Source organism: Mesorhizobium sp. WSM1497 (genome assembly GCF_001672455.2).
Classification (GTDB): domain Bacteria; phylum Pseudomonadota; class Alphaproteobacteria; order Rhizobiales; family Rhizobiaceae; genus Mesorhizobium; species Mesorhizobium ciceri.
On sequence record NZ_CP021070.1, the window covers coordinates 3927801 to 3948352 of the forward strand.

Genomic DNA, 20552 nt, shown 5'->3' on the forward strand with positions numbered 1-20552 from the left:
GCCGCGGCGGATCGAGCCTTCGCTAGGCAGCGGGAACCTGCACATTGTCGATTAGCCTGGTCTCGCCGAGCCACGCCGCTGCGAGAAGACGCCCTTCGCGGTTTCGACGCCATGGCGCAAGCGTCAGGCTTTCGCGTGCCTCGACATAGTCGACCTTCTGGAAACCGGCGGCGATGAGGTCGCGGCTGGCCTCTTCGGTTGCGTCGGTTTGGTGGGCGACTGCCGCCAGGGCCGCAGCCGTTTTGCGCAATATCACGTTGAGTTGGCGGGCGACCTTCAGTTCGGCCTCATCGAGATAGGCGTTGCGTGACGACATGGCGAGACCATGCGCGTCGCGTATCGTCGGGGCGCCGACGACCTCGACGGGCAGGTCGAGATCGCCGCAGAGCTGTCTCACCACGCAAAGCTGCTGGTAGTCCTTCTCGCCGAAGACCGCAAAGTCGGGCGTTGCCTGCAGGAGGAGCTTTGCCACCACGGTGGCGACGCCGTCGAAAAAGGTCGGCCGAAAGTCCGATTCGAGCCCGGCGGAGGGGCCGCCGACCGAGATTTTCGTCGCGAAGCCGGCGGGATACATCTCGCCAACCGTCGGTGTGAAAGCAAGGTCGGCCTTTGCCGCGCCGAGCCGGTCGAGATCGCGGGCGAGTTGGCGCGGGTACTTGTCGAGGTCTTCGCTCGGCGCGAACTGTGTCGGGTTGACGAAGATCGACACGACGCAGCGCTCGGCTCTTTCGAGCGCGATCCTGACCAGCGAGATGTGCCCGTCGTGCAAAGCGCCCATAGTCGGCACCATGGCGACACGAAGGCCGTCACGGCGCCAGTCATGGATTTGCGTGCGAAGTGCGGCAACGCTGTCGACGACGACGGGTTGGCTCATGCGTCATCCCTGCTGTTTGTCGCCGAAAAGACATGGCCGGGGCCCGGGAAGGTCCGGTTTCGCACTTCTGCTGCATAGCTCTTTGCGGCATGCGAGATCGCGCTGCGCAGGTCGGCGTATTCCTTGACGAATTTCGGCACGCGATCGACGGTCAGCCCGACCATGTCGTCGATGACCAGGATCTGGCCGTCGCAGTCGCCGCTGGCGCCGATGCCGATGGTTGGAATGGCGAGGCGGCGGCTGATATCGGCGGCGACCCTCTCGACCGTGCCTTCGATGACCACCGAGAAAGCCCCGGCGTTCTCGACGGCGAGCGCATCGCGAAGCAATGCCGCAACAGCCCCCTCGGTGCGGCCTTTGATCTTGTAGCCGCCGTCCTTCTCGACCGATTGCGGCTGGAGGCCGATATGCCCCATGACCGGAATGCCGGCGGCGACGATGGCCGCGATCTGGCTAACCATGTCGACGCCGCCTTCGAGCTTCACCGCCTGGCAGCCGGTTTCGTCGACGACCCGCCGCGCCGAGGCGACGGCAAGTGCTGCCGTGACCTCATAGCTGCCAGCCGGCAGGTCGATGACGACGCAGGCACTGGCCGAGCCGCGCATCACGGCTTGCCCATGCGCGATCATCATCTCCAGCGAGGCACCCAGTGTCGTCTTGTGGCCATGGAGGACCATGGCGACACTGTCACCGACCAGAAGCAGATCGACATGGTGATCAAGCAGACGGGCGATGGGATAGGTGTAGGCGGTCAGGCAAACGATCGGCGTGCCGCCCTTGCGGTGGCGAATCGCCTCGGCGCTGATGCGCATGTCGGTGGTCGGCAATTCCGTGGCCAATCGTCACCTCCTTTGGCCTCAAGCCGGGCTGGATACAAGCATGGGCGCGCAGAGCTTTAGAAACACCGCAAAGGCTTGGCAAGCGTGCATGCAGCCACCGGCAGGATCACCGGCTTGTGTCGGGTTTCAGGAAAGCCATTTGCGCACACGCCGTGGCAAAAGCCTTGCCTTCGGCAAGGCCTGACGCCATAAGCAGGAAACGGGCGCTGCTGGCGCGAGGGTTTTGAGATGAAGACTTTCCTTACGCAGTTTTTCACCTGGTGGAACAGCCAGACGATAGGAACCCGCCTGCACACGTGGCGGTATGGCAAGAAGGTCGGCCAGGACGAGACCGGCAATTTTTACTACGAAGGCGGCATCGATTCGGAAGGCCGCATGCGCCGCTGGGTCATCTACCGCAATTATTCGGAAGCTTCGGCGATACCGCCCGGCTGGCACGGCTGGATGCACCACCGTGTCGACGTCGCGCCGTCCAGCGAGGACTACAAGCCACGCGACTGGCAGAAGCCGCATCAGCCCAATCTGACCGGCAGCCCGGCGGCCTATCGCCCGAAGGGCTCGGTGCTCACCAATCAGCATCGCCCGCAGGTCACCGGCGACTACGATGCCTGGACACCCGGGTCGTAGCGACAGGGTGCAAGCCGGTCCTTTATCGCCACAATTGGTGTTTAGCTGCTTGCTGATCAGAAAACGGCGACTAGCCTTGGCGATCGACAGAATCACCCGGGCGCGAACCACCGGTATCTTTGCATGAGCTTTTCTTACTCAATATCGGCCAGTCTGGCGCTAGCCGCCGGTCTTGCCGTCAGCACCGTGGCCTTCGCCGCTTCGCCTGAGCCCGCGGCACCCGCGCCGGCGCCGCCCGCGGGAGCGGACCGGGTTACCAATGCCGTTGCCGAGTTTGCCGGTATCGACAAGATCACCGGCCGGATCATCACCTTCGATGTCTATATCGACGAGACGGTGCAGTTCGGCGCTTTGCAGGTGACGCCGCGCGTCTGCTATTCGCGGCCGCAGGCGGAGGCGCCGAAGACCGATTCCTTCGTCGAGGTCGACGAGATCACGCTCGACCGCAAGATCCGCCGCATCTTCACCGGCTGGATGTTTGCCGAAAGCCCCGGCCTCAACGCCGTCGAGCATGCCGTCTACGACGTCTGGCTGAAGGCCTGCAAGCAGAAGTCGGATGTGCCGGCGCCCGACGGAGCCAAGGCTGACGCAACCAAAACGGAGGCTCCCAAGCCCGCCGCAGCCAAACCGGAAGCCGCGACCACTCCGGACGTCACAACGCCTGATGTGGCGGAGCCGGACGCTTCGGAACCCGATACTACCGACACCAACTGATCCCCCGGAACCGTCCTGGCCACAATGCGTTGGGCCACGGACGAGCGCACATTCATGCGCAAGGAGGATCTTCCGATGTCAGACAGCAAACGGATCACGGCTAGCAAGGCCGAATTGCTGGAACTCGAAAAGGGATTCTGGACGGGCGACTCCGCCTACTACGCGGCCAACGCCGACACCGAATGCCTGGTGGCATTTCCGCAGATGGCACAGGCGATGGACAATGCGGATCTGGCCAAGACCGCGGCCAAGCCCAACCGCTGGCGCAACCTGCAGATGGATCTCAAGGGCATTATCGAGCCGGGCAGCGACATCATCATGCTGACTTACGAGGCGCGTGCGACACGGGAGAATGGCGAGGCTTATGCCGCGCTGGTCAGCACCGGCTACGTCCATCGCGCCAACGGCTGGAAGATGATGTTCCATTCGCAGACGCCATTGGAAGCCGCTACCGGGAAGTAGGCTCAATCCTCAGGGATAGAATATTGCCTCGCCCTTCAACGCATCGGCGAGCATCTTCTCATACTTGCCGCGCGGCACGTCGACCGCGCCGAACCGCTTGAGGTGCTCGGTGGTGAACTGCGTATCAAGCAGAGCAAAGCCCCGCGCCTTCAAGCGCTCGACGAGGTAGAAGAGGCAGGTCTTGGAAGCGTCCGTCTCCCTGGCGAACATGCTCTCGCCAAAAAACACCCGGCCGAGCGACACGCCATAGAGGCCGCCGACCAGCCGGTCCTCACGCCACGCCTCGACCGAATGACAATGGCCTATCCGATGCAACTCGATATAGGCTTCGCGGATCGGCGCATTGATCCAGGTCGAGCGCCGCTCCGCGCGCTTTTCGGCGCAGCCGTCGATGGTCGCCTCGAAATCGAAATCGAAACGGATGTCGAAGGGATGTTTCTTGATCGTTTTCCAGAGACTTTTCGGCGTGTGAAAGCCGTCAAGCGGGATGATGCCGCGTGTCTCCGGCCGCACCCAGAACACCTCCGGGTCGCCGGCACTTTCTGCCATTGGGAAGACGCCCGAGGCGTAGGCCTTGAGCAGCAGGTCGGTGGGGATGCGATAGCCGGGCGCGTAGGGGCGGGTCATCGCGTCTCCGCGCTACTCTTCCTTGGCCAGGTATTTTTCCAGCCAGTGGATGTCATAATCGCCATTGGCGATGTCGGCATTGCCGACGAGATCGCGAAACAGCGGCAGCGTCGTCTTGATACCGTCGACGACGAACTCGTCCAGGGCGCGGCGCAGGCGCATCATGCACTCGACGCGGTTACGCCCATGTACAATCAGCTTGCCGATCAGGCTGTCGTAATAGGGCGGGATCTTGTAGCCGGAATAGACGCCGGAATCGACGCGGATGCCCAGACCACCCGGTGTGTGGAAATGGGTGATCGTACCGGGCGAGGGGGTGAAGGTGCGTGGGTCCTCGGCGTTGATGCGGCATTCGATGGCGTGGCCGTTGAACTTGATGTCCTCCTGCTTCACCGAGAGGCCGCCGCCGGAAGCGACGCGGATCTGCTCATGCACGAGATCGATGCCGGTGATCGCTTCCGTCACCGGATGCTCGACCTGCAGGCGCGTGTTCATCTCGATGAAATAGAACTCGCCATTTTCGTAGAGGAACTCGATCGTGCCGGCGCCGGAATAGCCGAGGTCGGCAATCGCCTTGGCGCAGATGCCGCCGATACGGGCGCGCTCTTCGGCATTGAGGGCCGGCGAGGGCGCCTCTTCCCAGACTTTCTGGTGGCGGCGCTGCAAGGAACAGTCGCGCTCGCCGAAATGCACGCCGCGGCCAAAGCCGTCGCCGAACACCTGCACCTCGATATGGCGCGGCTTTTCCAGGTATTTCTCGATGTAGACCGCATCGTCGCCGAAGGCCGCACCGGCTTCCGTGCTCGCCGTTTGCAAGGCAACCTCAAGGTCGGCCTCGGTAAGCGCTACCTTCATACCGCGCCCGCCACCACCGGCCGATGCCTTGATGATCACGGGATAGCCGATCTCGGCGGCAATGCGCCTGGCTTCTTTTTGGTCGGTGACGGCGCCGTCCGAACCGGGCACAACCGGAATGCCGAGGCGCTTGGCGGTTCGCTTGGCCTCGATCTTGTCGCCCATGATGCGGATATGATCGCCGGACGGACCGATGAAGGTGATGTTGTGCGCGGCCAGTATGTCGGCGAACTTGGCGTTCTCCGACAGGAAGCCGTAGCCCGGATGCACGGCGTCGGCGCCGGTGATTTCGCAGGCCGCAACGATCTGATGGATGTTGAGATAGCTGTCGCGCGATGGCGGCGGACCGATGCAGACGCTCTCGTCCGCGAGCCGCACATGCATGGCGTCGGCATCGGCGGTCGAATGCACCACCACCGTCTGGATGCCGAGTTCCTTGCAGGCGCGCAGTACCCGGAGGGCGATTTCGCCGCGATTGGCGATGAGGATCTTCTGAAACATCAGGCCCGCTCTACTCGATCACGACGAGCGGCATGCCATATTCGACCGGCTGCGAATCCTCGAAAAGGATCGCGGTCACCGTGCCGGCGCGTGGCGAGGGGATCTGGTTCATCGTCTTCATTGCTTCGATGATCAGCAGCGTCTGGCCTTCCTTGACCTTCTGGCCGACTTCGATGAATGCCTTGGCGTCCGGCGACGGCGCCAAATAGGCCGTGCCGACCATCGGTGAGGTGACCGCATTCTTGGAAAGGTCCGCCACCACAGGCACGGCAACGGCGGCAGCCTGCGCTGCTGCCGGCGCATAGGCCGGTTGCGGCGCCGCGATTGCATGAACGGCCGGCGCCTGCCGCGAGACGCGCACCTTCAGGTCGCCCAGTTCAACCTCGATCTCGGTGAGGTTGGTGTCGTTCAGTATGCCCGCCAGATCGCGGATCAGTTGCTGGTCAACACCGGTCTTCTTTATCGACATTTTCGAGCCTTCTGTTTGTTGGCCGGTCATAGGCGTGCGGCCAGCGCCTGTAGCGCCAGCGTATAGCCGAGCGGCCCAAAGCCACAGATCATGCCGACGGCGACCGGCGCGACCATGGAGACGTGGCGGAATGGTTCCCGCGCATGGATGTTGGAAAGATGAACTTCGGCCACCGGCAATGGTGCGACGGCGCGGATGGCGTCGTGGATGGCAATCGAGGTGTGGCTGTAGGCGCCCGGATTGATGACGATGCCGACAGCCTTGTCGCCGGCTTCCTGAATCCAGTCGACAAGGTCGCCCTCATGGTTCGACTGGCGGAAATCGATCTCGAACCCCAGCGCCGTGCCTGCCTGCTTGCAGTCGTCGGCGATCGCGGCAAGCGTCTTGCCGCCATAGATGCCCGGCTCGCGCTTGCCGAGCGCGTTGAGATTGGGACCGTTCAGGACGAAAACCGTTTTCAAAAAAGCCGACCTTTCCCGGCGCCGTCATCAAGCCGGCGCGCTGGGCCCTCTATAATGGGCATAGCCGCCCGCGGAAAGAGCGCAAGTGCGTTCTTTCACTGTCCACAACAGGCGGAAATGTGCCAGTGAGAGATAGCTGGCGAGCAAGATCAGAGCGCGGCTTTCGCCGCCTCGATCTTTTCAGCCAGCACTTCCTGCCCGAGCGCCCCGAACACCACCTCGTTGCCGACGACATAGGACGGCGTTCCGGTGATCGCCAGCTTGTTGGCAAGATCGTAGGTCTTGGCGAGGGCCTCGTTGATTGTCGGGTCCTTCATCTTCTCGCGCAGCGCCGCTTCGTCGGCGCCGAGCGACAGCGCGACCTTCATGGCCGCCGCCTCGGTGGCGCGTCCCTGACCGCCGAGCAACGCATTGTGGAACTCGCCGTACTTTTCCGGGTGCATCAGGTGGAAGGCCATCGAGACCACGCTCGCCTTCTGCGAATCCGGTCCGAGGATGGGGAATTCCTTGAGCACGAAACGCAGGTCCGGATCGGTCTTGGTCAGCGCCTTCATGTCGTCGATGGCACGTTTGCAGAAGCCGCAATTATAGTCGTAGAACTCGACGATGGTGACCTTGCCGGTCGGATTGCCGACGACGCCGTCGAAGGCGGAGTTGAAAATCTGGTCCTTGGCATCTTTGATCACGCCGAGATGAGCGATGCGTTGCTCTTCCTTCTGCTTGGCCTCAAGCGCATCCTGGACTTCCAGGAGGACTTCCGGGTTTTTCAACAAATAGTCGCGGATGATGCCTTCGACCTCGGTGCGGTCGATCTTGGTATCGGCCGCCGCCGTCTCGACCGGCTGTGCGGTCCCGGCCTTGGCGATCTGCGGGTTTCCGGCAACGAATCCGAAAGCCAGCATGGCCAGAGCGACCGCAACCCCCGTGGTGCCCAGCAGCAGTGCCTTTTTCATCGTTCCTGTTCCTTCTGCCTGTTTTCCGGTCTGGCTATGTCGTGGCGCGGGGCCGGAAGGTTCACTTGATCTTGGTTGACGGCTTGTAGTTTATGATATCCTGGGCGCGAAGCCAGCGCGGCTCGCCGCGTTTCATCTGCTGCTGCGCCCGCATGGCGAAAATCTTCGCATCCTTGTAGTTGCCGGAATAGAAATGGCTTTCGGCGGTGGCAAGTTCAGCGCCAGGTATGTCGCCCAACTCGCCATAGGCCTGCGCCAGATAGCGATATCCGGCTGAATTTTCCTTGTCGCGACCGAGGCCATTGTTGATCTGCACGACGGCTTTTTTGAGGGAGTCGGGCGTGCCGACGGCCATCAGCGCCTGGCCCACGGACACCGGCAGCAGACCGGACCGAGCCGAATCGAGGCTGACCGCCTTGGCATAGGCGTCCGCAGCTTCCTTGGGTTTGTTGGCTTTCATCAGGATGTCGCCGCGCAGTTCCTGGAAGTAGGCATTCTTCGGTTGCGCCCTGATCAGTGCATTGGTCTTGGCGAGGGCGGCGGCGATGTTGCCGAACAGGTAGGTCGACTGGGCGTCGCCGTACTGGGCGGCGAGGGTTCCTTGCATCTTTCGCATCAGCCGGGACGCGGCCGCCTGGCCTTCCACGTAAACGGCGATCTTCACCCGCATCATGTCATGGCGCTGCTGCAGCGCGGGCGGGTCCGGCCTGTCGACATTGGGGTCCTGTTTCACCAGCACTTCGAGATTGGCGATGCGATCCTGCGGCATCGGATGGCTGATCCGATACGGATCGACCTGGGCGCCCGAAAGCGAAAGTGCGGTCTGGAAGCGGCGGAATGTCTTCAGCATGCCCATGCCGGACTGGCCGGTGGCGTTGAGATAGGTGATCGCCGAGCGGTCGGCCGTCATCTCCTCGGTGCGCTGATAGGCGAGGATGCTGCGCTGTGCCATTTCGCCGCCGCCGGCAGCCACGCCCATGCCGGCGCCGGCGAGACCGCGGCTGCTGGTTGTGGCACCGGCGACAATGGCGCCGGCGCCAAGCAATGTCGCGATGACAGCCATCGTCTTGGCTCGTTCGAGCTGGTCGCGCAGCTTCTGCTGGTGGCCGCCGGCAATATGACCGGCTTCGTGCGCGATGACGCCGATGATCTCGTTGGGCGTTTCAGCCGTCATCAGCGCGCCGGTGTTGATGAACAGCCGACGCCCGGTGACGAAGGCGTTGAAACTCTGGTCGTTGACCAGGACGATGTCGATGCCGTCATTCGCCAGGCCGGCCGCCCTGAAGATCGGCCGCGCGTAATCGCGCACCAGCGCCTCGATCTCGGCGTCGCGCACCACCGGCACGTTCTGGGCGAAGGCGCTGACCGAGCTCGACATTGCAACGGCAACGCCAAGCGAAAGCGTCGCGAAGACGCGCGCTGCCTGGGCAATCGTCGATCTGGGTCGGCTCAACATGATGTGTCCACTGGTAGACGAGCGGGCGAAAGATGAAAAGTCGGCGCCGGAAACTTCCTCAACTTGTGATCCTCACATCAATCGGGCATTTGTGCGGCACATGCGCCAGTGCCTGGCGCCGTCAGTCATCGGGAATACTGGTTAAATGGTCGTTTCGCTCTCACGCCGTGGCAATGTCGAGCCCTTCCATGCGATGGACATTCTGGCAGAGGCAAACCGGCTGAAGTCCCAGGGCGTGCCGGTTGTTTCGATGGCCGTCGGCCAACCCTCCGATCCCGCACCGGTTCTGGTTCGCGCCGCAGCAGCCAAGGCGCTGCAGGATGGGCGCATCGGCTACACCGACGCGCTCGGACTGGCAGGTTTGCGCAAGGCGATAGCCGGACACTACGCCGATCACTACGGGCTTGAGATCGAGCCCGGCCGGATCGCGGTGACCACGGGATCGTCGGCCGCCTTCAACCTCGCCTTCCTGGCGATGTTCGATCGGGGTGACCGCGTCGCCATCGCGACACCCGGTTATCCTGCCTACCGCAACATCATGGCCGCACTCGGCATCGAGGTGGTCGAGATCGAGCTCGGCGACGCCGCCTACCTGCATGCCGGCCATTTGGAAGCCGCGCATCGTGAAAAGCCGCTGAAAGGCGTTCTCTTCGCCAGTCCCGCCAATCCAACCGGCGCGGTCATACCAGCCGATGAACTGGCGGCTCTGGTAAGGACGGCACAGGACCTCGGCATCGCCGTCATCTCCGACGAAATCTATCACCGGCTGGCCTATGCCGCCCCCGACACCACGGCACTTGCCTATGGCGGCGATGTGACGGTGATCAATTCCTTCTCCAAATATTACTGCATGACCGGCTGGCGAATCGGCTGGATGGTGCTGCCGCAGGAACTGGTGCGGCCGGTCGAGCGCGTCGCCCAGAGCCTCTACATCTCGCCGCCGGAGCTATCGCAGATTGCCGCGATCGAAGCGTTCAGGGCGACCGAGGAACTGGAGGCGGTAAAAGGCCGCTACGCCTGGAATCGCGAGCTCTTGATGAAACGCCTGCCGGAACTCGGCTTTCCGCTGGCGGCGCCCATGGACGGCGCCTTTTATGCGTTCTGTGACGTCACCAGGCATACCAATGACAGCATGGCCTTTGCGCGAAAGATGCTGGCCGAGGCGCATGTTGCAGCAACGCCCGGCCGCGACTTCGACACTCAGGCTGGGCACCGGACCATGCGTTTCTCCTATGCCGGCAGCCACGACGACATGGTCGAGGCAATGGTGCGCATCGAACGCTGGTTGAGGCAGCACCATGCCGGAACTTGAACAGGCCCCCAAACTTGATCGGGCATTGGCCGAAGTCGCCGCCGAAATGGCCGAGCGCACCGATCGCGGCGACGTCGCTTCCTACATTCCGCAGCTGGGCAAGGTCGATCCGAAGAAGTTCGGCATCGCGGCGGTCACCAATGACGGCCGCGTGCTGATGGCCGGCGATGCCGACCAGGCATTTTCCATCCAGAGCATCTCGAAAGTGTTCACGCTGACACTGGCGCTCGGTAATGTCGGTGACGCGCTTTGGCAGCGGGTAGGCCGCGAACCGTCAGGCAATCCATTCAACTCGATCGTGCAGCTCGAGCATGAGAACGGCATTCCGCGCAACCCGTTCATCAATGCCGGCGCCATTGTCATTTCCGACATCCTGCTTGCCGGCCACCAGCCGCGCGAGGCGATCGGCGAAATCCTGCGCTTCATCCAGTTCCTCGCCGACGACGAAACGATCATCATCGATCGTGAGGTCGCGGCGTCCGAACGGGCCACCGGCTATCGCAACTTCGCGCTTGCCAACTACATGAAATCCTTCGGCAATCTCCACCACGCGCCGGAGCTGGCGCTGGGCGTCTACTTCCACCATTGCGCCATCGCAATGAGTTGCCGGCAACTGGCGCTCGCCGGCCGCTTCCTCGCCAATGGCGGCAAGAACCCGGCGACCGGGCATTCCGTGGTGTCGGCTGAACGGGCACGCCGCATCGGCGCGATGATGCTGACCTGCGGTCACTATGATGGCTCCGGCGATTTCGCCTTCCGCGTCGGCATCCCCGGCAAGAGCGGCGTCGGCGGCGGCATATTGGGCATCGTGCCGGGCGTGGCGTCGCTTGCCGTCTGGTCGCCCGGCCTCAATGCCAACGGCAACTCCAAGCTGGGGTCGATCGCGCTGGAAAAGCTGGCCAGGATGATGAACTGGTCGATCTTCGCGCCGTGATGCATGTCGCCCAAAAGTGCGCAGCGGTTTTGGGACAACGACATGCATAAAAATCAAAGAAGCGTTTTAGCCTTTCGCGATCCGGAATAGCGCCAGACAAGAAAATCCCGCACCGTCTTCGAGACGGCGCGGGATTTTTGTCAACAAACTAGCTCAGGTGGCTGAAAGGCTTAGAAAAAGCCCTTCCGCTGCCACCATCCGCCGCGTTTCGGCTTGTCGTCGGTCTTGTCGTCGGTCTTGTCCTCGGCCTTGGCCGCGGGTTCTTCCGCTACGGTCGAAGACACCACCGGCTCGACCGGCGCATTCACCGCCGCCGGCTTGCGCCGCGACGGGCGGGCCTTCGGTGCCTTCTCGACAGCCGCTGCTTCGTCGGACGCCGTGGCCGGCGTCTCGACCGGTGCTTCCGCCTCGGCAGCCGGCTCTTCGGCGACGATTTCGGCTGCGGCCTTCTTCGGCTTGGCGGCACGGCGTGGCTTCTTCGGCTTCTCCGTGCTCGGCGCGTCGTCATTGGCCGGAGCAAGCACCACCGGCTCTTCGGCCGCTGCGGTAACCACCGGCTCGCTAGCGATCACCTCGGTTGCCGAGACTTCGCCTTCGGACGCGTCGGCTGCTTCGCCAGCACTTGCCTCAGCCTCGCCTTCACCGTCTTCGCGGCGGTTGCGCTTGCCGCCGCGCTTGCCGCGCCGGCGCTTCTTGCCCTGGCCTTCGTCCGAAGCTTCAGCTGTGGCAGGAGTTTCGGAAACACCAACAGGGGCATTGTCGTCCGCTTCCGCGTCGCCATCTCCGGCGGCCGAGTCCGAGTCCGAAAACTCGCCGGCCGGAGCCGAGACGGAAGCACCGTCCGCAGGGGCGCCATGTTCGCGATCGCGATCCTTGCCGCCACGCCGACGCCGACGCTTGCGGCGCTTGCGGTCGCGGCCTTCGCCTTCCTCACCACCGGCAGCGGGCCGCGGCTGCTGTTGCTGCGGCTGCTGGCGTGGCTGTTCTGCCTGGATCGGCGCCTCGTCGTCTTCCTCGATGACGGCAATCTCATCCTCGGGCTCGTCCGGCTCGACATAGGCCGGGAAGCTGCGCGCCTCGACAAAGCCTTCCGGCTTTTCAGCCAACGCGCCGCGGAAGATCGCATAGTGCTGCGAACCCACCGAATCGTCGGCCTCGACGGTGATCGTCAGCCCGAAGCGGCTTTCGAGTTCCACCAGCGTGCCGCGCTTGTGGTTGAGCACGTAGAGTGCTGTCGCCGCTGGCGTCCGCACCGTGATGTGGCTGCGCGAATCCTTGAGCAGGAATTCCTCGATCGCCCGCACCACCATCAGCGCGACCGACGAATCGGAGCGCACATGGCCGGTGCCGCCGCAATGCGGGCAAGGCTTCATGGTCGATTCCAGCACGCTGGCGCGGATGCGCTGGCGTGACATCTCCATCAGGCCGAAATGCGAGATACGGCCGACCTGGATGCGCGCACGATCGTTCTTGAGGTGATCCTTCAGCCGCTTCTCGACGGAGCGGTTGTTGCGGTTCTCCTCCATGTCGATGAAGTCGATGACGATCAGGCCGGCAAGATCGCGCAGCCTGAGCTGACGCGCGACTTCCTCGGCCGCTTCCAGATTGGTGTGGAGCGCGGTGTCCTCGATCGAGTGCTCCTTGGTGGAACGGCCCGAATTCACGTCGATGGCAACCAGCGCTTCGGTCTGGTTGATGATGATGTAGCCGCCGCTCTTCAGCGTCACTTGCGGCTGCAGCATGCGGTCGAGCTGTGCCTCGATGCCGTTGCGCACGAAGATCGGCGTCGTGTCGCGGAACGGCTGAACCACCTTGGCGTGGCTCGGCATCAGCATGCGCATGAAGTCCTTGGCCTCGCGGTAGCCTTCCTCGCCGGAGACAAGAATCTCGTCGATATCCTTGTTGTAGAGGTCGCGCACCGAGCGCTTGATCAGGCTGCCTTCCTCGTAGACCAAGGCAGGGGCCGTGGACTGCAAGGTGAGATTGCGGACATTTTCCCAAAGCCGCATCAGATATTCGTAGTCGCGCTTGATCTCTGCCTTGGTGCGGCTCTCGCCGGCGGTGCGCAGGATGACGCCCATGCCCTGCGGCACTTCGAGATCGGCGACGACCTCCTTGAGCCGCCTGCGGTCGACCGCGCTGGTGATCTTGCGCGAAATGCCGCCGCCACGCGCCGTGTTCGGCATCAGCACCGAATAGCGGCCGGCCAGCGACAGATAGGTGGTCAGCGCCGCGCCCTTGTTGCCGCGCTCTTCCTTGACGACCTGCACCAGGAGGATCTGCCGGCGCTTGATCACTTCCTGGATCTTGTACTGGCGGCGCACCGGCTTGCGGCGGTTGCGCACTTCTTCCAGCGCATCCTCGGCGCCGACCGATTCGACCTCGTGATCGTCCGGATGCGAGGACTGCACTTCTTCCAGCATGCCGCGATCATTGTCGCCGGAGGTCGCTTCGCTGCCTTGTTCGGCCAGCGGGACGGCTTCGGAAATCACATCGGCCTCGACCGAGGCGGCGATCGACGTCGGGCCGCCTTCGCGGATTTCGCCTTCGTCCTGTTCGGCCGAATCCTCGCCATGCTCGGACGCATCTGCATGTTCGGACGAATCAGCCGCATGTTCGATGATCTCGGACGTATGCGAGATGTCCTCGACACCAGCGTCGGCACCTTCTTCTGCCTCGTCGGCAGCGTCGCTCGCCTCGCTGGAATCGGCTGCATCGCGCTTGTGCTCGCCCCGGTCGCGGGGCTTGCCGCCGCGCCTGCGGCCGCGCCGTCCGCGATCGCGGCTCTGGCGATCATCGCCGTCGCCGTCCTCGTTCTCCTCGTCCTCAGCCTCCTGCGCTTCCGCGCGCAGCAGTGCCTGACGATCGGCGACCGGAATCTGGTAGTAATCGGGGTGGATTTCACTGAAGGCGAGAAAACCGTGACGGTTGCCGCCATATTCGACAAAGGCTGCCTGAAGGGAGGGCTCTACGCGCGTTACGCGGGCTAGGTAGATGTTTCCTTTGAGCTGCTTCTTGTCCTGGGATTCAAAGTCGAATTCTTCAATACGGTTACCGCGTATGACGACAACGCGTGTTTCCTCCGGGTGGGAGGCGTCTATCAGCATTTTGTTGGGCATTATTTCGTTTCCCCCCGGCAGCCGTCAGCCGCAGCTTGCGAGGCAAAGCCTGCTGCTGCGTGTCTGGAATGTGGGTGCCGGATATTTGAACGTCCGTCGGCCGCCGCTTGAGCGCCATGGCGGTGCCGCCCGCAGCCATAATGGCGCGGTTTGATGCGGACCTTTCCATGATTGCGCTTGAAGCCATCGTCACCAACAGAACCTTTTGAACCAAAGCCCGGACGAACCGGACCAGCTTGTTTGCTCATACAGAGCCGGCACGGGAACAAACCCGGCCGTTTTCCTCACGCAGGCGATTCCCCCGCCACGGGAGCACGCCTGCGAAATTCGTCGCGATCACCTGAACCCTTTTCGCCTGAAGCGAAAGGAGCCGCCTTTACGTCTGACCCTGTAGCAAGAAGCTGCGGAGGAGGGCGGTTCCAGGATTGCAGTGATCCACCATCGCTTTTATGATTTGGCGGGGTGGAAGGCAACCCCGATTTCCGATGCCGGCAAAAAGCCGTTCCGTAGCGTAAAGCCAGGCTTGCGGCCCTGCATGAAAAGGCTTGGTTAACCTTCTCTGGATACCAATCGTTAATCGAGTTCGCGGCCTAACCGGCATTTCGACGAAACGACCGGGCGCCGGGCGCCAAACCGGGAGCGACTGCAAGAGAGATGGGATTGGCGGACTTCACAGACAAGGGATGTCGTGTCGGCGGCCGGATCCTGGCCTCTTTCTGCCTCTTGCTGCTGCTGGCGGCCTCATCCGTCTTGTCTTCAAATGCCAGTGCCGCCGACGCTCCGCTCGTGGCAAAAGGCTACAAGATGGCCGGCGATGCCACCAAGATGCGCATCGTCATGGATTTCGACCGCGAACCCGATATCAAATGGTTCCTGCTGCGTGGTCCCAACCGTCTTGTCATCGATCTCGCGAATACGAGATTCGCCGTGGATGCCAAGGATTTGAAGGCGCGGGGCCTGGTCAAGGGCGTGCGCCTGGGCGAACTCGGCGAGGGCGTTTCGCGTCTGATCCTCACCGGCAAGGGACCCTTTGCCGTCGACAAGCTCGACGTGCTCAAGAACGAGGACGGAACCGGCTACCGCATTGCCATCGATATGTCGGCGGCATCCGAACGCGAGTTCGATGCCGCACTTGCCAATCAGGCGCTGACCACCGGATCGACCGTTTCGACCGACAAGGGAGGGCGGGTCGGCACCGGGCCGGTCTCCAATCCGGGCCATCGGTTCACCGTCGTCATCGACCCCGGCCATGGCGGCATCGACGGCGGTGCCGAGGGCCTGAACGGCACCATCGAAAAAAACGTCACGCTGGCCTTCGCCACGGAGCTGCGCGACAAACTCGCGGCCGTCGGCAATTATGATGTGTTCATGACGCGCGACACAGACGAATTCCTGCGTCTGGACGACCGCGTGCGCATTGCCCGTCAGCATGAGGCCGACCTGCTTATTTCGATCCATGCCGACACGATCAGCGTCAAGGGCATTCGCGGCGCCACCGTCTATACCGTCTCCGACAAGGCTTCGGACCCCGAGGCGCAGGCGCTTGCCGACCGTGAGAACCTCTCCGACCAGTTCGCCGGCATGGAAATCAAGAACGACAACAAGGAAGTCACCGACATCCTGATCGACCTGATCCGCCGCGAAACACACAATTTCTCGATGAGTTTCGCCCACACGCTGGTTGGCCAGTTGTCGACCAGCGTCGGTCTTATCAACAATCCGCAGCGCTCCGCGGGTTTCAAGGTGCTCAAGGCACCCGATGTGCCGTCGGTGCTGGTCGAACTCGGTTATCTCTCGAACGCCAAGGACGAGGCGCAGTTGCTCAACGCCGACTGGCGCGGCAAGGCGGCCCAGAGCATAACCAACGCCGTCGCGCTGTTCGCGTCGGCCAAGGCCGGATCGGGAACCGGAGGTTGACATGACCGGCGACGCCTGCAACCAGAGGCGGCGTTGCGCGACGACAACACCCAGTGCTTTTATTTCCGGCCAGCAGCCGTGAAATCAGGCATTGCCGTATTTTGTCCACATGGCGGCGACAAGGGTTTTCGATTACGGATTGGGACCGGCTCGAAAGCTTGCGTGAAAGGCGGCTTCGTCTAGGAAATTCCCGAACCAAGGACTGGAGCGGGTATGATTCGTCTCATTGGCTATTTTTTCGGCATCGGCACGACGCTGGCCCTTCTGGTCGCGGCGGGCGTTGCGATCTACATCGGCCATTTGTCGAAGGATCTGCCCGACTACGAGGTGCTGGCCAAATACGAGCCGCCGGTGACCACCCGCATCCATGCGTCCGACGGCGCGCTGATGGCCGAATATGCGCGCGAACGGCGCCTGTATCTGCCGATCCAGGCCATTCCGGACCGCGTCAAGGCGGCCTTCCTGTCGGCGGAAGACAAGAATTTCTACAATCACCCGGGCATCGATGTGACCGGCCTCGGCCGCGCCATCATCGTCAACCTGCAGAATTTCGGCTCGGGCCGGCGCCAGGTCGGCGCTTCGACGATCACCCAGCAGGTGGCGAAGAACTTCCTGTTGTCCTCGGACCAGACCTACGAGCGCAAGATCAAGGAGATGATCCTCGCCTTCCGCATCGAGCAGGCCTATCCCAAGGATCGCATTCTCGAGCTCTACCTCAACGAAATCTTCTTCGGCTTCGGCGCCTATGGCGTCGCCGGTGCGGCGCTGACCTATTTCGACAAGTCGGTCAACGAACTGTCCGTGGCCGAGGCCGCCTACCTGGCCTCCCTGCCCAAGGGGCCGAACAACTATCACCCTTTCAAGCATGCCGATCGCGCGATCGAGCGCCGCAACTGGGTCATCGATCAGATGGTCGAGAACGGCTATGTCACGCGTGAGGAAGGCAACAAGGCCAAGGCCGAGCCGCTGGGCGTGACGCCGCGGCGCAGCGGCACCTATCTGTTCGCCGGCGAGTACTTCACCGAAGAGGTGCGCCGCCAGATCATCGCCCGCTACGGCGAGAATGCGCTCTACGAAGGCGGCCTCTCCGTCCGCACCACGCTCGATCCGAAGATCCAGCTCATTGCCCGCAAATCGATGCAGAACGGGTTGATGAAATACGACACGCTGCGCGGCTATCGCGGGCCGGTGACATCGATCGATGTCTCGGGCGACTGGGGCGTGCCGCTTGGCGCCGTCAAGGGACTGGAGGATGTTCCCGAATGGTCGCTCGCCGTCGTGCTCGACAGTTCGGCGACCGGCCTGTCGATCGGCCTGCAGCCCGCACGGCAGGCGTCGGGCGAGATCGTCAAGGAGCGCGTCGAAGGCACTATCAGCAAGGAGGACATGGGTTTTGCCATGCGCCATGTGGTCGCCGGCAAGACCGTCAAGGCCAAGTCGCCGGCGGAGGTGCTGAAGCCGGGCGACGTCATCTTCGTGCAGAAAAACGATGGTGCCGAGGGCACCTACAGCCTGCGCCAGGTGCCCGAAGTGGAAGGCGGCCTGATCGCCATGGACCCGCACACCGGCCGCGTGCTGGCCATGGTCGGCGGCTTCTCCTATGCGCAGTCCGAATTCAACCGCGCCACGCAAGCCATGCGCCAGCCGGGCTCCTCGTTCAAGCCGATCGTCTATTCGGCAGCGCTCGACAATGGCTATACGCCGGCCTCGGTGATCATGGACGGGCCGATCACGATCCAGAGCGGCAACACGAGCTGGACGCCGAAGAACTATGACGGCACCGTCGCCGGTCCGGCGACCCTGCGCTCCGGCATCGAGAAGTCGCGCAACCTGATGACGGTGCGGCTTGCCAATGACATGGGGATGAAGCTGGTGGTCGAATATGCCGAGCGCTTCGGTGTCTACGACCATCTGGCACCCTATCTGCCAATGGCGCTGGGTTCCGGCGAAACCACCGTGATGCGCATGGTGTCGGCCTATTCGATCATGGCCAATGGCGGCAAGTCGATCAAACCGTCGCTCATCGACCGCATCCAGGACCGCTACGGCAAGACGGTGTTCAAGCAGGACGAACGTGGCTGCCAGGGTTGCAATGCGCAGGAATGGCAGAACCAGCCGGAGCCGGAGCTGGTCGACAATTCCGAGCAGGTGCTCGACCCGATGACCGCCTACCAGATCACCTCGATGATGGAAGGCGTCGTGCAGCGCGGCACCGGCGCCACCATCGGCGAACTCGGCCGTCACATCGCCGGCAAGACCGGAACCACCAACGACGAAAAGGACGCCTGGTTCATCGGTTACACGCCCAACCTCGTCGTCGGCCTCTACATGGGCTATGACACGCCGCGCGGCCTCGGCCATGGCGCCACCGGTGGCGGCCTCGCAGCCCCGATCTTCAAGGACTTCATGCGAGTGGCGCTGGACGGCACGCCCAATGTCGACTTCAAGGTGCCCGAAGGCATGAACCTGGTCGCCATCAATCGCAAGACCGGCATGCGTGCCGCATCGGGCGATCCCGGCACCATCATCGAAGCCTTCAAGCCGGGCACCGGTCCCGCCGACAGCTATTGGGTGATCGGCATGGGCGCCGATGGCTCCAATGCCACCGGTGGCGCACTGTCGCCGCAAGCCAATCAGGCTATCCAGTCCGGCGGCGGCGGCCTCTACTGACGATTTTCAGGGGCGGATGGGCTGGCCTTGGGCCGGCCCATTTTGCTTTACAGCCGGCGGCGGCGTGCCTATGTATCGCGCCGACCGATTTCAGCAAACAGGACAGAACAGCCAGCCATGCGCGCGGAAACGCAGAATATTGTCGACGAGATCAGGCAGGCGATAACCCTGCTGAGGAGGCATCTTTGACTGGGATCAAGCCATAAAGCGGCTTGAATACCTCAATGTGCGCGCCGAGGACGCCAGCCTCTGGAACGAGCCGCTGGAAGCGCAGAAGCTGATGCGCGAACGCCAGAGCCTCGAAGAAGGCATCGCCTCGGTGAAAGGTCTGACGCAGGCGCTGGAAGACAATATCGGCCTGATCGAACTCGGCGAGGAAGAGCGCGATGAGGGCGTGATCGCCGAGGCGGAAGCCGCGATCCGCTCGATGCAAGGCGAAGCGAAGGCCCGCCAGGTCGAGACGCTGCTGTCGGGTGAAGCAGACTCCAACGACACCTATCTCGAAATCCATGCCGGTGCCGGCGGCACCGAAAGCCAGGACTGGGCCTCGATGCTGCTGCGCATGTACACGCGCTGGGCCGAGCGGCGCCGTTTCAAAGTCGAAGTGCTGGAAATGCATGACGGCGAAGAGGCCGGCATCAAGTCCGCCACGTTGATGATCAAAGGCCACAACGCCTATGGCTGGATGAAGACGGAATCGGGCGTTCATCGCCTGGTGCGTATTTCGCCCTATGACAGCAATGCGCGCCGGCATACGTCCTTCGCCAGCGTCTGGGTCTATCCGGTCATCGACGACACGATCGAGATCGACGTCTCCGAATCCGACGTCCGCATCGATACTTATCGTTCGTCCGGCTCGGGCGGCCAGCACGTCAACACCACCGATTCGGCGGTGCGCATCACGCATCTGGCCACTGGCATCGCGGTCGCCTGCCAGGCCGAACGTTCGCAGCACAAGAACAAGGCCAAGGCCTGGGAGATGCTGCGCTCGCGCCTTTACGAGGAAGAGCTGAAGAAGCGCGAGGCGGTTGCAAACGCCACCGAAGCATCGAAGAGCGATATCGGCTGGGGCCACCAGATCCGCTCCTATGTGCTGCAGCCCTATCAGTTGGTGAAGGATCTCCGCACCGGCGTCGAGAGCACCAGCCCGTCGAGCGTGCTCGATGGCGACCTCGACGATTTCATGGAAGCCTCGTTGTCGCAGCGCATCGAAGGCGGTGCCGGCGAAGCCGTGGCGGACCTGGACTAGGATATGCCCATATTCAGGTGAGGCTGGCCTGGCCTCATCTGAACATACCCCTGCGCACCACAGCAATGGAGGAGAGAGTGCCGAGCAAGCTCACCGGAAAATGCTTTTGCGGCGCGGTTCACTACGAGGTGGCCGACGAATTCCTCTATGCCGCGAATTGCCATTGTTCGGACTGCCGGCGCACCACCGGTTCGGCATTCAAGCCTTTCGCCGGTATCGAGCGTGAAAAGTTTGTCCTCACCGAAGGCGAGGACAAACTCCTGATCTTCGGCGACCAAAGCGGCCACAACGCGCATTGCTGCCAGTGCGGCTCCTTGCTTTATTCGCTCGTGCGCGACGGCGCCTACGTCCATGTCGCCATGGGAACGCTCGTCGACGACCCATCCATTCGTCCAACCGAGCACATCTTCGTCGGTTCGAAGGCGGGCTGGTTCACCATCACCGATGACCTGCCGCAGTATCAAGAGCACGTGATTGCCGGCTTCGACCAGCAATAGCTGGAACCACAGCGGG

18 protein-coding genes are annotated in these 20552 nt (G+C 62.8%); 9 read left to right on the plus strand and 9 right to left on the minus strand.

The features are described 5' to 3' along the window. Positions 1-22 precede the first annotated feature (22 nt). Positions 23-874: a pantoate--beta-alanine ligase gene (gene panC / locus A9K65_RS19115; protein WP_064993638.1), complete on the minus strand. Its 852-nt coding sequence runs from the start codon at positions 872-874 to the stop codon at positions 23-25. Beyond that, complete coding sequence (gene panB, locus A9K65_RS19120; RefSeq protein ID WP_198327644.1) at positions 871-1686, minus strand: 3-methyl-2-oxobutanoate hydroxymethyltransferase; 816 nt, start codon at positions 1684-1686, stop codon at positions 871-873. Before panB ends, panC begins: the two co-directional genes overlap by 4 nt. Before the next feature lie 255 nt (positions 1687-1941). On the opposite strand from panB, the gene A9K65_RS19125 reads away from it, so the two are divergent. The 3 genes from A9K65_RS19125 to A9K65_RS19135 all read left to right on the plus strand — a co-directional run bounded on the left by A9K65_RS19125 (position 1942) and on the right by A9K65_RS19135 (position 3516). Continuing rightward, positions 1942-2340 carry an NADH:ubiquinone oxidoreductase subunit NDUFA12 gene (locus A9K65_RS19125; RefSeq protein WP_064993636.1) on the plus strand — a complete coding sequence of 133 codons (399 nt, stop codon included), beginning with the start codon at positions 1942-1944 and terminating at the stop codon, positions 2338-2340. Positions 2341-2463: 123 nt separating this feature from the next. Next, positions 2464-3054 (plus strand): DUF2155 domain-containing protein, encoded by a 591-nt coding sequence (locus A9K65_RS19130; protein WP_064993635.1) that lies wholly within the window; start codon positions 2464-2466, stop codon positions 3052-3054. Between the two features lie 75 nt (positions 3055-3129). Beyond that, entirely contained in the window at positions 3130-3516 is a 387-nt protein-coding gene (locus A9K65_RS19135; protein ID WP_024503882.1) for a hypothetical protein, read from the plus strand. Positions 3517-3525: 9 nt separating this feature from the next. Here A9K65_RS19135 and aat read toward each other — a convergent pair whose 3' ends face one another. The 6 genes from aat to A9K65_RS19165 all read right to left on the minus strand — a co-directional run bounded on the left by aat (position 3526) and on the right by A9K65_RS19165 (position 8838). Then, positions 3526-4143 carry a leucyl/phenylalanyl-tRNA--protein transferase gene (gene aat, locus A9K65_RS19140; protein WP_024503883.1) on the minus strand — a complete coding sequence of 206 codons (618 nt, stop codon included), beginning with the start codon at positions 4141-4143 and terminating at the stop codon, positions 3526-3528. A 12-nt stretch (positions 4144-4155) separates the two neighbouring features. After that, a complete protein-coding gene (gene accC / locus A9K65_RS19145; RefSeq protein WP_013531357.1) occupies positions 4156-5499 on the minus strand; it encodes an acetyl-CoA carboxylase biotin carboxylase subunit in 1344 nt (447 codons plus the stop codon). 10 nt (positions 5500-5509) lie between these two features. Further along, positions 5510-5968 carry an acetyl-CoA carboxylase biotin carboxyl carrier protein gene (accB, locus tag A9K65_RS19150; RefSeq protein ID WP_013531358.1) on the minus strand — a complete coding sequence of 153 codons (459 nt, stop codon included), beginning with the start codon at positions 5966-5968 and terminating at the stop codon, positions 5510-5512. A gap of 26 nt (positions 5969-5994) precedes the next feature. Beyond that, complete coding sequence (gene aroQ / locus A9K65_RS19155) at positions 5995-6429, minus strand: type II 3-dehydroquinate dehydratase (RefSeq protein WP_013531359.1); 435 nt, start codon at positions 6427-6429, stop codon at positions 5995-5997. Between the two features lie 149 nt (positions 6430-6578). Then, positions 6579-7382 (minus strand): DsbA family protein, encoded by an 804-nt coding sequence (locus tag A9K65_RS19160; RefSeq protein ID WP_013531360.1) that lies wholly within the window; start codon positions 7380-7382, stop codon positions 6579-6581. A 61-nt stretch (positions 7383-7443) separates the two neighbouring features. Then, positions 7444-8838 (minus strand): M48 family metalloprotease, encoded by a 1395-nt coding sequence (locus tag A9K65_RS19165; RefSeq protein WP_084015768.1) that lies wholly within the window; start codon positions 8836-8838, stop codon positions 7444-7446. Between the two features lie 145 nt (positions 8839-8983). Here A9K65_RS19165 and A9K65_RS19170 point away from each other — a divergent pair, with 145 nt between their 5' ends. Continuing rightward, positions 8984-10150, plus strand: a complete 1167-nt coding sequence (locus A9K65_RS19170; RefSeq protein WP_064993633.1) for an aminotransferase class I/II-fold pyridoxal phosphate-dependent enzyme — start codon at positions 8984-8986, stop codon at positions 10148-10150. Further along, positions 10137-11084 carry a glutaminase gene (locus A9K65_RS19175; RefSeq protein ID WP_013531363.1) on the plus strand — a complete coding sequence of 316 codons (948 nt, stop codon included), beginning with the start codon at positions 10137-10139 and terminating at the stop codon, positions 11082-11084. The genes A9K65_RS19170 and A9K65_RS19175 overlap by 14 nt, the downstream gene beginning before the upstream one ends. A 170-nt stretch (positions 11085-11254) precedes the next feature. On the opposite strand, the gene A9K65_RS19180 is transcribed toward A9K65_RS19175, so the two are convergent. Further along, a complete protein-coding gene (locus A9K65_RS19180; protein ID WP_064993632.1) occupies positions 11255-14203 on the minus strand; it encodes a ribonuclease E/G in 2949 nt (982 codons plus the stop codon). Positions 14204-14857: 654 nt separating this feature from the next. Between A9K65_RS19180 and A9K65_RS19185 the strand changes: the two genes are divergently transcribed. From A9K65_RS19185 to A9K65_RS19200, 4 genes are all read left to right on the plus strand, one after another. Further along, on the plus strand, positions 14858-16120 hold the full coding sequence (locus A9K65_RS19185; RefSeq protein WP_064993631.1) for an N-acetylmuramoyl-L-alanine amidase: 1263 nt from the start codon (positions 14858-14860) through the stop codon (positions 16118-16120). 213 nt (positions 16121-16333) lie between these two features. Then, positions 16334-18790 (plus strand): penicillin-binding protein 1A, encoded by a 2457-nt coding sequence (locus tag A9K65_RS19190; protein ID WP_013531366.1) that lies wholly within the window; start codon positions 16334-16336, stop codon positions 18788-18790. Positions 18791-18907: 117 nt separating this feature from the next. After that, positions 18908-20039, plus strand: a protein-coding gene (prfB, locus tag A9K65_RS19195) for a peptide chain release factor 2 (protein WP_013531367.1) whose coding sequence is annotated in 2 segments (ribosomal slippage) — positions 18908-18973 and positions 18975-20039 — 1131 coding nt in all. Because the reading frame shifts where the segments join, the coding sequence is not laid out codon by codon here. Positions 20040-20104: 65 nt separating this feature from the next. Beyond that, positions 20105-20536, plus strand: a complete 432-nt coding sequence (locus tag A9K65_RS19200; protein WP_064993630.1) for a GFA family protein — start codon at positions 20105-20107, stop codon at positions 20534-20536. Positions 20537-20552: the final 16 nt, after the last annotated feature.

Coding starts and splice junctions, on each gene's coding strand:
- accC (WP_013531357.1), bottom strand. CDS start 5,499: ATGTTTCAGAAGATCCTCATCGCCAATCGCGGCGAAATCGCCCTCCGG.
- A9K65_RS19160 (WP_013531360.1), bottom strand. CDS start 7,382: ATGAAAAAGGCACTGCTGCTGGGCACCACGGGGGTTGCGGTCGCTCTG.
- A9K65_RS19175 (WP_013531363.1), top strand. CDS start 10,137: ATGCCGGAACTTGAACAGGCCCCCAAACTTGATCGGGCATTGGCCGAA.
- accB (WP_013531358.1), bottom strand. CDS start 5,968: ATGTCGATAAAGAAGACCGGTGTTGACCAGCAACTGATCCGCGATCTG.
- A9K65_RS19200 (WP_064993630.1), top strand. CDS start 20,105: ATGGAGGAGAGAGTGCCGAGCAAGCTCACCGGAAAATGCTTTTGCGGC.
- panC (WP_064993638.1), bottom strand. CDS start 874: ATGAGCCAACCCGTCGTCGTCGACAGCGTTGCCGCACTTCGCACGCAA.
- A9K65_RS19135 (WP_024503882.1), top strand. CDS start 3,130: ATGTCAGACAGCAAACGGATCACGGCTAGCAAGGCCGAATTGCTGGAA.
- A9K65_RS19185 (WP_064993631.1), top strand. CDS start 14,858: ATGGGATTGGCGGACTTCACAGACAAGGGATGTCGTGTCGGCGGCCGG.
- A9K65_RS19170 (WP_064993633.1), top strand. CDS start 8,984: ATGGTCGTTTCGCTCTCACGCCGTGGCAATGTCGAGCCCTTCCATGCG.
- A9K65_RS19130 (WP_064993635.1), top strand. CDS start 2,464: ATGAGCTTTTCTTACTCAATATCGGCCAGTCTGGCGCTAGCCGCCGGT.
- aat (WP_024503883.1), bottom strand. CDS start 4,143: ATGACCCGCCCCTACGCGCCCGGCTATCGCATCCCCACCGACCTGCTG.
- A9K65_RS19165 (WP_084015768.1), bottom strand. CDS start 8,838: ATGTTGAGCCGACCCAGATCGACGATTGCCCAGGCAGCGCGCGTCTTC.
- A9K65_RS19190 (WP_013531366.1), top strand. CDS start 16,334: ATGATTCGTCTCATTGGCTATTTTTTCGGCATCGGCACGACGCTGGCC.
- A9K65_RS19125 (WP_064993636.1), top strand. CDS start 1,942: ATGAAGACTTTCCTTACGCAGTTTTTCACCTGGTGGAACAGCCAGACG.
- panB (WP_198327644.1), bottom strand. CDS start 1,686: ATGCGCATCAGCGCCGAGGCGATTCGCCACCGCAAGGGCGGCACGCCG.
- A9K65_RS19180 (WP_064993632.1), bottom strand. CDS start 14,203: ATGCCCAACAAAATGCTGATAGACGCCTCCCACCCGGAGGAAACACGC.